The 13,941-nt window shown below is 47.3% G+C and carries 12 protein-coding genes; 3 read left to right on the top strand and 9 right to left on the bottom strand.

Annotated features, from left to right (window positions below):
• Positions 1–4: 4 nt before the first annotated feature.
• On the top strand, positions 5–925 hold the full coding sequence (ribD, locus tag T325_RS04020) for a bifunctional diaminohydroxyphosphoribosylaminopyrimidine deaminase/5-amino-6-(5-phosphoribosylamino)uracil reductase RibD (protein WP_036910631.1): 921 nt from the start codon (positions 5–7) through the stop codon (positions 923–925).
• A gap of 430 nt (positions 926–1,355) precedes the next feature.
• The gene (locus T325_RS04015) at positions 1,356–2,603 is read left to right on the top strand and encodes a VapE domain-containing protein (protein WP_036910630.1); all 1,248 of its coding nucleotides are present in this window, start codon (positions 1,356–1,358) and stop codon (positions 2,601–2,603) included.
• A gap of 345 nt (positions 2,604–2,948) precedes the next feature.
• Here the strand turns inward: T325_RS04015 and T325_RS04010 are convergent, their stop codons facing one another.
• From T325_RS04010 to argS, 5 genes are all read right to left on the bottom strand, one after another.
• Entirely contained in the window at positions 2,949–3,596 is a 648-nt protein-coding gene (locus T325_RS04010; RefSeq protein WP_036910628.1) for a porin family protein, read from the bottom strand.
• 203 nt (positions 3,597–3,799) lie between these two features.
• Positions 3,800–5,128 (bottom strand): serpin family protein, encoded by a 1,329-nt coding sequence (locus T325_RS04005; RefSeq protein ID WP_051949687.1) that lies wholly within the window; start codon positions 5,126–5,128, stop codon positions 3,800–3,802.
• A gap of 467 nt (positions 5,129–5,595) precedes the next feature.
• Positions 5,596–7,410 carry an ATP synthase subunit B family protein gene (locus tag T325_RS03995; RefSeq protein ID WP_036910624.1) on the bottom strand — a complete coding sequence of 605 codons (1,815 nt, stop codon included), beginning with the start codon at positions 7,408–7,410 and terminating at the stop codon, positions 5,596–5,598.
• Positions 7,411–7,432: 22 nt separating this feature from the next.
• Positions 7,433–7,891 (bottom strand): RNase H family protein, encoded by a 459-nt coding sequence (locus tag T325_RS03990; protein WP_036910621.1) that lies wholly within the window; start codon positions 7,889–7,891, stop codon positions 7,433–7,435.
• A complete protein-coding gene (gene argS, locus T325_RS03985) occupies positions 7,891–9,672 on the bottom strand; it encodes an arginine--tRNA ligase (RefSeq protein WP_036910619.1) in 1,782 nt (593 codons plus the stop codon). The genes T325_RS03990 and argS overlap by 1 nt, the downstream gene beginning before the upstream one ends.
• Before the next feature lie 88 nt (positions 9,673–9,760).
• Between argS and T325_RS03980 the strand changes: the two genes are divergently transcribed.
• On the top strand, positions 9,761–11,059 hold the full coding sequence (locus T325_RS03980) for an MATE family efflux transporter (RefSeq protein ID WP_036910617.1): 1,299 nt from the start codon (positions 9,761–9,763) through the stop codon (positions 11,057–11,059).
• Here T325_RS03980 and T325_RS03975 read toward each other — a convergent pair.
• From T325_RS03975 to T325_RS03960, 4 genes are all read right to left on the bottom strand, one after another.
• Positions 11,054–11,824: a DNA alkylation repair protein gene (locus tag T325_RS03975; RefSeq protein WP_036910615.1), complete on the bottom strand. Its 771-nt coding sequence runs from the start codon at positions 11,822–11,824 to the stop codon at positions 11,054–11,056. The two genes, T325_RS03980 and T325_RS03975, sit on opposite strands and share 6 nt — an antisense overlap.
• A 33-nt stretch (positions 11,825–11,857) precedes the next feature.
• Positions 11,858–12,814 carry a bile acid:sodium symporter family protein gene (locus tag T325_RS03970; RefSeq protein WP_036910862.1) on the bottom strand — a complete coding sequence of 319 codons (957 nt, stop codon included), beginning with the start codon at positions 12,812–12,814 and terminating at the stop codon, positions 11,858–11,860.
• 10 nt (positions 12,815–12,824) lie between these two features.
• Entirely contained in the window at positions 12,825–13,190 is a 366-nt protein-coding gene (locus tag T325_RS03965; RefSeq protein WP_036910613.1) for a type I restriction enzyme endonuclease domain-containing protein, read from the bottom strand.
• Between the two features lie 379 nt (positions 13,191–13,569).
• On the bottom strand, positions 13,570–13,863 hold the full coding sequence (locus T325_RS03960; protein ID WP_036910611.1) for a hypothetical protein: 294 nt from the start codon (positions 13,861–13,863) through the stop codon (positions 13,570–13,572).
• Positions 13,864–13,941: the final 78 nt, after the last annotated feature.

Raw genomic sequence — 13,941 nt, 5'->3', positions numbered from 1 at the left:
TATAATGATAGACGACGAGAAATTCATGCAACGCTGCATACAGCTGGCCAAGAACGGACAGCAGAACGCCAAACCCAACCCCATGGTGGGGGCAGTCATCGTAAGTGCCGACGGACGTATCATCGGCGAGGGCTACCATGTCCGCTGTGGCGAGGGCCATGCCGAAGTGAATGCTTTCGCTTCTGTGCGCCCTGAGGATGAGGCATTGCTGAGCGAGGCCACCATCTATGTGTCGCTCGAACCCTGTTCGCATTATGGTAAGACACCCCCTTGTGCCGACCTGATTATCAGAAAAGGTGTGCGCCGTGTGGTGGTGGGATGCATCGATGAATTCGCTGAAGTTCAGGGTCGAGGCATCCGTAAGCTCCGCGAGGCAGGTATCGAGGTCGAGGTGGGCGTGCTCGAAGAGGCATGTAAGGCGCTGAATCGTCGTTTCTTCACATTCCATCGTGAAAACCGCCCCTATATCATTCTGAAATGGGCGCAGACGGCCAATGGCTTCATCGACGATCACTGCCAGCCCGTTCAGATTTCCAATGCTTTTACGAAGATGCTCTCTCATAAGCTGCGTGCTGAGGAGGATGCCATCCTCGTGGGGCGTGTCACTGAAGAGCGCGACCACCCTCAACTGACGGTGCGTGAGTGGTGTGGTCCCAATCCAAAGCGGCTTGTGGTCGATCATGCCCATCCGCTGAATCTTGAGAGCCTGCATGCCCACAACATCCAGTCACTCATTGTCGAGGGTGGTGCTCAGACGCTCCGCAACTTCCTGGTTCAGGGCCTTTGGGACGAGATTCGTGTGGAGACCAACACGCAGATGACTGTCACCGATGGCACCCGTGCTCCACACATCCCCGCCAACGCCATCGTCGCCAGCTCTCAGCAGTTCAACGGTAACACCATCGTCACTTTCCGCAAAGCGTAAGTTTATGCACGATCTGTATAATCATGCATTGTCTGACTTCATCCTATAAGTCATGGAGTTTGGACGTACCTAACGGGTAGTTTGGACGTAACAACCTCCTCGTTAGGTACGTCCAAACTACCCGTTATCAGTATCCTAACAAAAATGCATAAATTTTCTGTTTTGAAGCCAAGACCTAACCCATTCGCAGGGAATGCCTTTGCAGAAAGGACGTTGAGCGGGTTAGGTGTGTGGAAAAGAGGTAACCCAGACCTAACCTACACCTAACCCGACACCTAATCACTTTGAAAAAAAGTCGCAAAAAGTATAGAATAATTGGGGGAAAAACTTGCAAAACACAAAAAAATTTTGTATCTTTGCACATTGAAAGCACGCTATGAGAAGCGCGGCAAAAACTTAAACTTTAGTATTAACGATTTAAATCTTTTAGATGTCAAAAAGTCTGTCTATTAATGGCGAGGCACTCCATGCCTCAAGCGAAGCTACGCTCATGATTGAGCAGTTTCTTCATGACAACTATCTCTTCCGCCGCAACGTGTTGAACGGAAAGATAGAGTTTACAAAACTACCTGCTGAGGCTACTGATGCTGACTCGGCAGTATCCTCTGTTGACCTTAAAAATTTCAACTACCGTCCTCTGTCGCAAGAGGCCCTTAACAGCATCATCATCCGTGCCAAGCGCGAACATGTGATAGAGAAGGGCTCTCCCAAAACGGAAATCATGGAGTTTGTGCACTCTGAGGAGGTGGCTGAGTTCAATCCTATTCAGGACTTCTTCGATCGTCTGCCCGCATGGGATGGACAGAACCATGTGGCAAAGCTCTTCAGTCGCCTTCCTGGTATCAGCACAGAGCATCTTAACTACCTGTCCATCTGGTTGCGTGCTGCTGTAGCCCATTGGCTGCAGATGGATACGCTTCACGGCAATGAGTGCGTGCCTACGCTGATTGGCGCCCAGGGATGCGGAAAGACCACTTTTGTGGTGCGTATGCTGCCTCCTGAGCTTCGTCAGTATTTTCTGGACCATCTGAACCTCTCGAATAAGTTCGACAAGGAGATGGCGCTGACAAACAATCTGCTGGTGAACCTCGATGAGCTCGAAGCCATCCGCCCCAGTCAGCATGCCGCCTTGAAGCAGACACTTTCAAAGAGTAAGGTGAACGGGCGCCCCATCTATGGCTGCTCGCAGGACGACCGCCCTCGTTTTGCCTCGTTTGTAGCAACGACCAACAATCCCCATCCGCTGTCAGACGCCACAGGCAGTCGCCGTTATATCTGTCTTACCATTCCCAAGGGACAGTATATCGACAACACGGGCGAGATAGACTATAAGCAGCTCTATGCTCAGGTGCTCTACGAACTGCGTGAGATGAGAGCTCCCTACTGGTTCAACAACGACGAGGTGGCCCGCATTCAGCAGCTGAATGAGAACTATGTAGAACAGAAGGATATAGCAGAGATTATCCAGGCATGTTTTCGCAAGCCCGAGGAGGGAGAGGTGGTAAAGGGTCTGAGCAGCGGTCAGATGCTGAAACTCATTCAGCGTGAATATCCCTCAGTAAAGAGCGATCACAGCACGAAAGTACATATCGGTATGGCGATGAAAGAGCTGGGTTACGAACACACGGCTCCAAAGAACGTTGTCAGCTATAAGGCCGTTCCGCTGAAGTCGGCCTAAAGGGTTAGGTGTTGGGTTAGGTGTAGGTTAGGTCTGGGTTACCTCTTTTCCACACACCTAACCCGCCCAATGTCCTTTCTGCAAAGGCATTCCCAGCGAATGGGTTAGGTCTGGGCTCTATGGACAGCAAAAAAGTGCCATCCTATTTTCTTCAGGATGGCACATGCTCTAAAATTAATAATCAACGTGTTCTGTCATGGGGAAAATTATTCTACTTATGTTACTACTAATTAACTAAAGACTCAATTCTATTATATATGTACTGCTCTGTTATATATACTGCAGAAAGTGCAAAATACTGCACTATCAGCATAAAAGATTAAGATTCTTTAGCAAAATATCATATTACATCTTTAATCTATATCCTAACGTCAGCCATAGCGACTTGGTTTTATAGTCATCGTCAACTTTATAACCGTATATATTCTTTATGCCGATGTTATAACGCAAGTCAAGAACAATGTTTTTATACTCATAGCTGATGGCGATGGGAATAGACCAGTTCTCATTGCGATAGTCCCTTTTATTATCATTTAAGTCATAACCAACTAAGGTTCTTATCTTTTCTGAATATTCAACATCGTTTCGGGCGCCAAGCAGAATACCGTATTGTATGCCACTTTTCAAGGCTAATCCCTTGAAGGTGTAGATGTTTGCCAATACAGATATATTTAGGTAATTCAGGTTCTGGGTTACGTTGTATTTCTTAAAACCTTCGTTTGAATAAGTCACTCCAAGAGTGCCCCCCAACCATTTAGTGATCATGTAATCCGCATCAAGTCCAACAACAATTCCTGCTTTTTTATCCGTATCTCGTACTTTAGCCATTTCTTCTTCTGTTATCTCGGGAATGACTACCCAATACTGATTGTCTGTTGTCTTTGACGAGTTTATACCTATTCGAGGAATCAAGGACCACCTATTGTGATTGTGCTGTGCTTCTATACCAATAGTCGCAGACAAAAGTAATAATGTAATAAATACTCTTTTCATTAGTTTATAATTTTAATGGTTTTTATATAGAACTGCGTGAATGCCAAAATCTTGCATGATTCTGTTGTGAATTTAAGATTCTTTAGCGTATGCTTCGGGAAGAATATGTATAAAAAGGTGCCATCCTGTTTGAATGAAGGATGGCGCCTTTAGCTGAATAGCTTCGTGTCCTGTCATGTGGACAATAGAATTATATTATACAACTAGTTGCCTTGGAATGTACCGATGAAGAAGACGACATTGCTGCTGGCCTCCTGTATGACGTAGACAAACGGACGGTTGGCGTGGAAGTCACATTCTAATAGCTCCAAAGGAGCAAATCCATTGCCTCTTTCTACAGTAACAGTTGTTGTTTTAGTGCCTTCTTCGGAAACCTCTATGGCCGCCTTCTGCTTTATCTGGCTCACGAAGAACTGTTTCTGATTCTTACTAATCAGTGAGAAGTCTGCCTTTTGGGGATCGAATATCGATGGCGCTCCCAGTTTAGCAATCATGTCATTGAGCGTGACGTCGCTCTTGGTGGTGAAGCGCGGAATCTTGATGTCTACGATGGCAATCCCTCCGAAGTTCAGCCCCCAGGAGTTGCTTGTGAGACTGTTGATAATATCGTCAACCGTCTTTCCCTTCTCAGGCAGGAGAACCTTCATGTCCCACTTGTCACCACTGCCAAAAGACAGACTGATGCCAGAATAAATGTCGTTGCTGCAATATCGGATTAGGGCCTTGCAGTGCATCATGGGCAGTTTCGTGCTGGTGCCGTCAGCCAATGTGAAGGCCTCGTCTTTAGTCTCCTTCTCGTCAAACTTCTTAGTCCATGTGGCTTTGAAATACACCGCATTCATCAGTACCAGCAGGTCTTGAGGATTCAGGTTTTCTATAATCTCAGGAATCATACCCATGCTTTTCTCGTTGCACCAACCGTTCAGATAGTCTACGGATGATTTCTGTGAGAAGTCGAGCGATGCCACTTCTGCAGAATAATAGTCCGTGACATTCTTTTTATAGGTGTCCTCCAGATTCACATTCTGGTTAGCGGCGACGATATTCGCTATTTGAAGCGTCACTGACGGGTCGGTTATGGGAGCCTGCTCTATCAAGGTCTTGCAATAGTTGTTGATGGCCTGTTTATCGCCATCGCCAAAGCCCAGCACCTTTGCAATCTCCTTGGCTGTGATGCTGGTAGCGCCGTTGTTGAGCATCCCCAATACATAGGCTACGCTGAGGGGCGAGGTGATGTTGCTTTTCTTGTTGTCTGCCGCCTGAATGGCTCGATAGAGGTTAAACGAGAAGTCGTTGTTCATAGCCACAAACGCCTTCTGCTCCTGTGTCAGCTCTATGGCACGAGTCTGGGGCAGCATCTCAACCACCATACTGTCGGACGGAGTTGTTGGATTCTCAGGCTCCTCAGGATCGGGATCTGTCGGAGTCTCTACTTCTGGCTTCTCATTAATCGGCTCATCATCGCTGCTGCATCCTATTGGAAGAAGAACGGCCAACAGAAATACTCCGAGTTTTATAATAGCTTTTTTCATTATTTTATAATTTTAATGGTTTTTTATATAGAACTGCGTGAATGCCAAAATCTTGCATGATTCTGTGCAAAGTTAATGTTTTTTTGCAGTTTGACAAAAGAAAACGTATGAAAAATACATATTTCATTATAATACCCAACTTCTAAGTCAATAATACTAGGGGTTTGCGCATTTACGTGTACGCTTGATAATGAAAGCAGTGCAGTCATTAACGAAATTACTAATAGTTTTTTCTTTGTCATATTTTTGCAATTTAAAGTTATTTGCGATTGCAAAAATAGACGATATGAAAAACTCCTTAAAACAGAGGATGCTTTATTAATTCACTCCAATTCACTTTGGAATGTTAAAGCAGAAATGTTAATTCTGTATTGTCCTTTATATACTGGTTTTCTTGGACTTAAGCAGTTCTTCTCCAAAAAATAATTCACTCGAATTCACTTTTGGGGATTTTAATCCCTGATGAGCTATTTTCTGCTAGAGATGATATTGTATTTCTGTCTTAAATTGTTGTATAATGTGCGGGCAGACGTTTCTGCGAAAAAGACTTCGTTCAGTTCTGATTTGATGTTGCTGATTCGGCTGGGCTTCAGGTTGAGCCAGTTTGCAATACAACTGTCGGATATTTGTAGAATCACAAGGAAGCATACTCGGGTTTTCTGCTTTGAAATGTTTGGAGCGTTATGAATATCGATTATCAGATCAGGGAAGAACTTCCTGATTTCTGCGTCAAGTTCTGCCCAGTCTGCCTCTTTCATACTTGAGAGGGGATTGAGTTCCAGCATCTTTAGCCGCTTAACAATCCGCGTTTGCATAAACTCGTTCGTGTTCTCTAAATATCTCAATATACCGTTTTGCTGTTCTATGTTTTTAATAAGTTTCGCCAATCTGCGATTCTCTTCTTTGAGCTCAGCCATTTGTTCTTCGTACTCGATGTTATCTTTTTGCATTAATGCAATGTCCTGTTGGCGGGTCTTGTCTAATAGTTGCATGGTATAGAGATTGCGGCTATATTCATCTGTGGCACGAACATGCTCGGCCTTAAGATTCTCTAATTCCTGTTGCCGCTGTTTCTTGACTTTTTGGTATTTGTTCCATAAGAAAAGAGTGACAATAATTACAAGAAAGATAAAAGAAAGCAGAATTATCCGAGTGATGTTGGCCTTTGACTCGCTCTCCAATGCTTCTTTTTGGTAATGGCCATAGTTGTATGTAGCAGCCATTTTGGCAGTAATCTCCTGATCTTTCTTTGCAATAGAAGAATCATTTACTTCACAATAGAGCTGGGCATATTTTGCGATAGAATCGGCTTGATGGCGTTTTTGGAAGATACTTAAAAGCCCTCTAAACATTGGGTCTTGTTCTGCAAAAGACATATCTGGTCTATACACTTTCCGATAATAATATTCTGCTGAATCCAAATTATTGATTTGATCATAATATTCTCCCTTATAATAGTAGAATTGTCGCTTTACAGGTGGAAGTTCGTGATTATTTCTCAGGAAATCAGATTTTGCCTCATATTCTTCTATTAGCTGTTTTGTGTCAGACAATTTACTTGTGTCTTGCGCATAAATCAACATCATCTTTGTTGAAGATTGCAGGGCATTCTGAATATAGTTGTTTTGTAAATACCAACACCGAACATTTTTAAGAATTATTTCTGCGCTATCTCTTTTATCTAGTAAAATGTATGCTGATGTTGATTTGTCTAGACTAAAGATTGCATTGAAAGTGTCTTTTGCTAAGTATGCGTAGTGACTGGAATGTTTTCGGGCTTCTATACTCTTTGACAACAATAGTTCATTATAGAACACATCTGCCATTTGCCCATAGATACTACTCAAAGTATAGAAATCGCAGTTGCTGTTGGTGGTGTCTGCTTTGCTGATGGCGGTTTGATAGGCGTCGATGGCGCGAGGGGAATCGCCAAGGTCGCGGTAGACGCAACCGAGAAGATAGTTGGCCATCATGCGCTCGTTGGCATTGCCCCAGAAGTTGTAATAGCTGACGAGGGCTTGGGCGATGGAATCGGAAGAAAAAGGAACGTAGGCCTTATTCTCGGCCTTGAGTCGCAACAGGTCGTAGCGCATACGTTGGCTTCTGACCCAGTGGGGCTTCTCGACCATCAGAGAGTCGAGCACGTGAAGGGCAGAGTCTGGCTGATGGCTCATCAATGTGTCGATATAAGACAACGCTTGGTCTGTCTTCTTGTCTCCACATCCTGCCAGCAGGCCTGCCGCAAAGAGGATGACGATGATGATGGTCTTGGTTGTTTTCATATCTCGGATACAAAAAGCGATGCTACTTTCTGCCGAAGTCGGCGGGGACTTCGCCCCATTTCTGGGTTTCCCACTTGATGATGGGGTTGCGGTAGTTGTGGGTCTGAAGCCATCGCTCGGCGCGGGCGATGATCTGGAACAGGGGCTCTGTCTGGGGCGTACGCTCCAGCTTGGTCTTACACTTACGCTTCTGAACCCAGAGGATGGCATTGTAGGAGTCGGAATAGATGGTCTTGTCGTGAAGACCTTGCTGCCATGCTAATGCCAAAGCATGGACAATGGCGAGAAACTCGCCGATGTTGTTGGTGCCGTGGACGGGGCCGTAGTGGAACACCTGATAGCCCGTCTGGAGGTCGATGGCCTGATACTCCATGGGGCCGGGGTTGCCTGAACAGGCGGCGTCGACAGCCCACGCGTCTGCCTTTACCTCGGGAGGTAAGGGCAGTACGGTGTCGTGTCTATAGTCTGGAGGGTTCTGCATTACATTCGCTCAGGAACTTCGATGCCAAGCAGACTCATGGCGTTCTTGATGATCTTGGCTACGTTCTTGGCCAGAACCAGACGGAAGAGCTTCTTCTGCTCGTCGGCCTCGTTGAGGATGGAGTAGTCGTGGTAGAACTGGTTGAACACCTTGGTGAGCTCGTAGCAGTAGTTGGCAATGCCTGAGGGCGAGTAGTCCTTGCCGGCCTGCTCGACGGCGGCGCCGAACTCGTTCATCTTCTGGATGAGTTCTACCTCCTTCTCGTTGAGGCTGATGGCTGCTGTGCCCATGTTGGCCTGGTCGCCTGCCTTGCGGAGGATGGAGCGGATACGGGCATAGGTGTACTGGATGAAGGGGCCTGTATTGCCGTTGAAATCGATACTTTCTTCTGGATTGAAGAGCATGTTCTTACGGGCATCGACCTTCAGGATGAAGTACTTCAGGGCGCCCATACCTACGATGCGGGCTATCTCGCGGCGCTCTTCCTCGGTCATATCGTCGAATTTGCCCAGTTCCATCGAGGTCTTGTAGGCATCTTCTACCATGAGCTGCATCAGGTCGTCGGCGTCGACTACGGTTCCCTCGCGGCTCTTCATCTTACCGTTGGGCAGCTCTACCATGCCGTAAGAGAAGTGGACGAGCTCTTTGCCCCACTTGAAGCCGAGACGGTCGAGGAGGATAGAGAGCACCTGGAAATGGTAGTTCTGCTCGTTGCCCACTACGTAGATCATCTTGTCGATGGGGTAGTCCTGGAAGCGCATCTCAGCCGTACCGATGTCCTGAGTCATATAAACGCTGGTGCCATCGCTACGGAGCAGCAGCTTCTGGTCGAGGCCCTCGTTGGTGAGGTCGGCCCATACGGAGTTGTCGTCGTGGCGCTCGAAGAGGCCCTTGGCAAGGCCTTCTTCTACCTTTGCCTTACCCTTGAGGTAGGTCTGGCTCTCGTAATAGATCTTATCGAAGCCTACGCCCATCTTCTTGTAGGTCTCGTCGAAGCCGGCATATACCCAGTTGTTCATCTTCTCCCACAAGGCGCGCACCTCTGGGTCGTTCTGCTCCCACTTTACCAGCATCTCATGAGCCTCCTTGATGAGGGGGGCTTCCTGCTTGGCCTTCTCTTCGTCCATGCCCTGAGCCACGAGCTCTTTCACTTCCTCGCGGTAGTGCTTGTCGAAGGCTACGTAGTAGTCGCCAATCAGATGGTCGCCCTTCTTGCCAGAGCTCTCTGGTGTCTCGCCGTTGCCGTACTTCAGCCAGGCAAGCATCGACTTACAGATGTGGATGCCGCGATCGTTCACGATGTTGGTCTTTACCACCTTGTTGCCGTTGGCTTCCATAATCTGGGCCAGCGACCAGCCCAACAGGTTGTTGCGCACATGGCCGAGGTGGAGGGGCTTGTTGGTATTGGGTGAAGAATACTCGATCATCACGAGGGGTGAATCGTCGGTGGCCTGCTTCATGCCGAAGTGCTCGTCCTTATCGATGGCGCCAAGCAGCTCTACCCATGCGCCGTCGCCAATGCTCAGGTTGAGGAAGCCCTTTACAACGTTGAACTTCTCTACGGCCGAACAGTGGGCACTCAGATACTCGCCAATCTCCTGAGCGGTCTGCTCAGGGCTCTTTCGAGCGGCCTTTACAAATGGGAATACTACCAGTGTCAGGTTACCCTCAAACTCACTTCTCGTCTTCTGCAGCTGCAGCATCTTTTCTGTGGCATCCATGCCATAGAGCGCCTTCACGGCCTCGCCTGCAGCTTTGCTGATCAATGCTTCTATATTCATACTTCTTCGGAATTTTGGGTGCAAAATTACGAAAAAACAAGATAAAAGCCAAACATATAGAAATAAAAAGCGTAACTTTGCAACGAAAATGAACAAAAGAGACCATCAAATACTTCAAATTGCCATTCCCAGCATCGTATCGAACATCACGGTGCCGCTGTTGGGAATGATTGATGTGGCCATCGTGGGGCACATGGGCAGCGCTGTGTATATCGGCGCAGTGGCGGTGGGCTCGATGATCTTCAACCTCGTTTACTGGCTCTTCGGATTCCTGCGTATGGGCTCGAGTGGTCTCACCTCGCAGGCTTTGGGGCGCAGGGATATGGCAGAGGTGGTGAGGCTGCTGGTGAGTTCGGTGGCGATTGCTCTGGGGATAGCGTTGCTGTTTATCGTGCTACAGACACCGATGAAATGGCTCATGTTCTGGTTTATCGGCCCTACGGCTGATGTGGCGCCGTTTGCCTCGACTTACTTTGATATCGTGATTTGGGGAGCGCCTGCCATGTTGGGGCTCTATAGTCTCTCGGGGTGGTTTATCGGTATGCAGAACACCCGTATCCCGATGTTTATCAGTATCATGCAGAACATCGTCAACATTCTGGCTTCACTCACGCTGGTCTATGGCTTCGGACTGAAGATAGAGGGTGTGGCTATGGGTACGGTCATTGCGCAATATGCCGGTTTCATCGTGGCCGTTGTGTTGCTGATGAGGTATTATGGGCGGTTGTCGCGCTACTTCCAGCGTAAACGGCTGTTCCGTCATATCGGCGTATTCTTCAAGGTGAACCGCGACATCTTTCTGCGCACGCTCTGTCTGGTAGCTGTCAATTTGTTTTTCACCTCTGCGGGTGCTCGTAGCGGAGCGGTCATCCTCTCAGTGAATACCGTGCTGATGCAGCTCTACCTGTTTTTCTCGTACTTCATGGATGGCTTTGCTTATGCGGGCGAAGCCCTGGGCGGGAAGACCTTTGGCGCTCGTAACACTATTGCCCTCCGTGAGACCTTGCAACGGCTTTGGATGTGGGCGTCGATAGTGACGGGTGTCTATACTTTAGTATATATTTTTGGTGGTGAGTGGCTGGTGCGTCTGCTGACTGACGAGCCTCAGGTGAGGGAGGCGGCTCATGCGTTTATCTGGTGGGCATGGCTGATTCCTGCTGCTGGGGTGATGGCGTTTATCTGGGATGGCGTTTTCGTGGGCATCACTGCTACCCGTGGCATGCTGGTCTCCTCGTTCATAGCGGCCTTACTGTTCTTTTCGACATATTATGTTTTGTGCGGTTTCATCGGTAATCATGCGTTGTGGCTTGCCCAGGTCGTCTATCTGGTCACACGAGGTGTCGTGCAAACCGTCTGGTTCCGCCGACTGGGCATTCTTTCCTTATAACTCTGCTTTGTACGTCATCCAATACTGGCGCTCATCGTCTGACATCTTTTCGATGGCATAGCGGAGGGCGGTACGAGGCATCTCATGGGCATGCTTGCTAAGGAAGTCTCTCAGCATATCCATCGAGACCCGTTTGCCCATCTCGCGGAGCATCCAGCCAACAGCCTTATGCATCAGGTCGTGTGGGTGGTGCAGATGGATCTCTGCATAGCGCAGGCACCAAGAGGGGTCGCCCATCTGGGAGGTCTTCCAGGAGCAGACCATGCTCATGCGCTGTCGCCAGAGACTCTTGCTCTGGGCCAGCTCGTCGAGAATCGTTTGCTTGTAATCACGATTGCCAAGATTTGAGGGCAGAAGCAGCCAGTGGCCAAGAATCTTATGAACCGAGAGGTCTACCAGGTCCCAGTTGTTGGCTTGGTCGGCATATTTGAGATACATCAGCAGGATTTCATCGCGGCCCTGTATGGCGGATGCGTCGTTTTCCAGCCGTTTGGTGGCCAGCCGTTCGAACTTTTCCACAAGAATCAGGAAACCACAGAGGCGCACTTCGTGCCAGCGGTTCATTAGCAGTTCGGGAACCTCGTCTAATGGGAAGTCTTTCCATGCGGCCTTGACGACCTCTCTTGTCTGAGGCACTTTCAGTCCTAAGAACTCATCGCCGTAGCCATATTCTCCTTCTGCGGTCTTGAAGAATCGCATTAATATCTGTCGTTGCGCTTCGTCTCGCATCGACTCCATGTAGGTTCTCACTTCCTTGGCAGTCATCTTCTATCTGTTTTATTGGTTTGATATTGGGGCTTAGTGCTTGTCGCGGCGGAGGAACAGTCCTGCCAGAATGGTTCCGCTGATGCTGTGCCAGGCACAGCTGATGGCACAGGGAAGTACTGCCAGTGGCTGGGCGGCAAAGAAATTACCTGCAAGGACTGTGGCAAGACCGGCGTTCTGCATGCCTACCTCTATAGAGATGGTGCGCTTCTTGGCTTGGTTGAATCCTGCTAACCGACCCGACGTGTAGCCCAGGATATAACCTAGGGTGTTGTGGCAGAACACAACGGCAAACGTCCAAAGGAATAGCCATAGTCCGCGAGCAATCAGGTCGTCGTGAACCGTTGAGATGACACCGCCAACAATGCATGCCAGACATATTACGCTGAGACCTGGCATCAGGCTCTGGATGGTGGGGAAGTGTTTGCTCTTAGAATAGATATAGTTGAGAAAACAGCCCAAGCCAACGGGGATGATGGTGACTATCAGGATGTTAATGAACATGCCGATAGCGTCGATCTCGATAATCTGACCTGCCGTAAGCTCCATCAGCAGTGGTGTCATGACTGGAGCCAGAAGGGTTGAGGCACAGGTCATTCCAACACTGAAGGCCACGTCGCCATGACAGAGATATGACATGATGTTGCTCGACACGCCGCCAGGACAGCAGCCAACCAGCAGGATGCCCAATGCCAATGCAGGCTCCAACCGGAAAACGTTTACCAGCAGGTATGCCACGCAGGGCATGATGAAGAACTGTGCACATGCGCCGATAAGGATATCAAACGGCCGACGGGCCAATATGCGGAAATCATCGGTGGTAAGGGTCAGTCCCATCGTGAGCATGATGATGCCCAGGATGACCGTCTGAGTGGTGCCACGCACCCATACAAACAATTCTGGTATGAAGAACGTTATCACTGCAACGGCGATGACGAACAGAGAGGCGTTGCCCGCCAGTCCTCGGCTAAGTAGTATCAAAGTTTTCATAAAGAGATACTTAATCATTATTGACTATTTCTTCTGCAATCTTTTCAGCCTGCTTCAATACGGTTTCCGTTGCTAACAATTGCATATCAGGCGGATAGCCATACTTACGTAGTAGTCGTTTGACGGCAACTTTCATTTTGGCTCTTACGTTTTCTTTGATAGTCCAGTCGATGGAAGCATTCTTACGAATGGTCTCTGTTAGTACGACTGCCAGTTCCCGCAGTTTATCCTTGCCCATCAATTCCTTGGCACTCTCATTGTTGGCTACCGCTGTATAGAAAGCATACTCGTAAGTACTCAGCCCCATCTTCTGGGCATCCTCGTCGTACTTCACAATGGCTTTAATGATTTCCTTTTCTGTCTTTTTGAACGTCATTGTCAATAATATATCTTTTCTTTAACTTATCTATATGATGATTAACATGTATATGATTTGGCGTTTTTGTATACATATTACCATCTTCATATATAGGAAAAGCCGTTTTTGTATACATGTCATTAGTATCATTTATATCAAATATGCAATCCATATAACTATCTGTTAACCGATTCTATCTGTTCCATTTTCTTTGCCATATTTTTAGAAATATTTTGCCCCAAAGGTACAAAAAAAAATAGAGTTATTCAAAAATGAGAAAAGAAATAAAGAATAATTAATCAAAAAATAAAAATTACGTGCTCTCAATGGTGTTTCCTATGGCAAAAAAGAAAAAAGGTGTTAGATTTCTCTTGATATAATTTACTCCCGATGAAGACTAATTCATAATAAAATATTTGGCAAACACCAGAATCAGCATCATGACGGCAAAGGCGATGGCCCAATATTTACATGCACTCTTTAACAATGTGCCCGATAATTGCATCTGCTCTTTGGATGTGGCATATTTAAGTAAGATAATCGCCATAGAGAACAATATGGCAACATAAAATGCGCTGCCTGCCATATATGCCCAACCCATGAAATGGAGATTATTAATCATGTGCAGGAATGGAACACAAAGGAGTACGCATACAATACCAATCGATGTTTTATTTATTGCTTTCATCATTATCTATCTTTATTAATTTGTTAATTGATGGTGCAAAGATAGATGTTTTCATTAACAAAAAGGATTAAACCTATGTTA

The sequence above is a fragment of the Prevotella sp. FD3004 genome (assembly GCF_000746155.1).
GTDB lineage: Bacteria > Bacteroidota > Bacteroidia > Bacteroidales > Bacteroidaceae > Prevotella.
Note: the sequence above shows the minus strand (reverse complement) of the source record. Positions and strands in the feature narration are given on the sequence as shown.

Excerpts from the sequence above, each read along its gene's own strand:
- T325_RS03970 (WP_036910862.1), bottom strand. The coding sequence starts at position 12,814 with ATGAAAACTTTGATACTACTTAGCCGAGGACTGGCGGGCAACGCCTCT.
- T325_RS03995 (WP_036910624.1), bottom strand. The coding sequence starts at position 7,410 with ATGAAAACAACCAAGACCATCATCATCGTCATCCTCTTTGCGGCAGGC.
- T325_RS03965 (WP_036910613.1), bottom strand. The coding sequence starts at position 13,190 with ATGACGTTCAAAAAGACAGAAAAGGAAATCATTAAAGCCATTGTGAAG.
- ribD (WP_036910631.1), top strand. The coding sequence starts at position 5 with ATGATAGACGACGAGAAATTCATGCAACGCTGCATACAGCTGGCCAAG.
- T325_RS03990 (WP_036910621.1), bottom strand. The coding sequence starts at position 7,891 with ATGCAGAACCCTCCAGACTATAGACACGACACCGTACTGCCCTTACCT.
- argS (WP_036910619.1), bottom strand. The coding sequence starts at position 9,672 with ATGAATATAGAAGCATTGATCAGCAAAGCTGCAGGCGAGGCCGTGAAG.
- T325_RS04010 (WP_036910628.1), bottom strand. The coding sequence starts at position 3,596 with ATGAAAAGAGTATTTATTACATTATTACTTTTGTCTGCGACTATTGGT.
- T325_RS04015 (WP_036910630.1), top strand. The coding sequence starts at position 1,356 with ATGTCAAAAAGTCTGTCTATTAATGGCGAGGCACTCCATGCCTCAAGC.
- T325_RS03980 (WP_036910617.1), top strand. The coding sequence starts at position 9,761 with ATGAACAAAAGAGACCATCAAATACTTCAAATTGCCATTCCCAGCATC.
- T325_RS04005 (WP_051949687.1), bottom strand. The coding sequence starts at position 5,128 with ATGAAAAAAGCTATTATAAAACTCGGAGTATTTCTGTTGGCCGTTCTT.
- T325_RS03975 (WP_036910615.1), bottom strand. The coding sequence starts at position 11,824 with ATGACTGCCAAGGAAGTGAGAACCTACATGGAGTCGATGCGAGACGAA.
- T325_RS03960 (WP_036910611.1), bottom strand. The coding sequence starts at position 13,863 with ATGATGAAAGCAATAAATAAAACATCGATTGGTATTGTATGCGTACTC.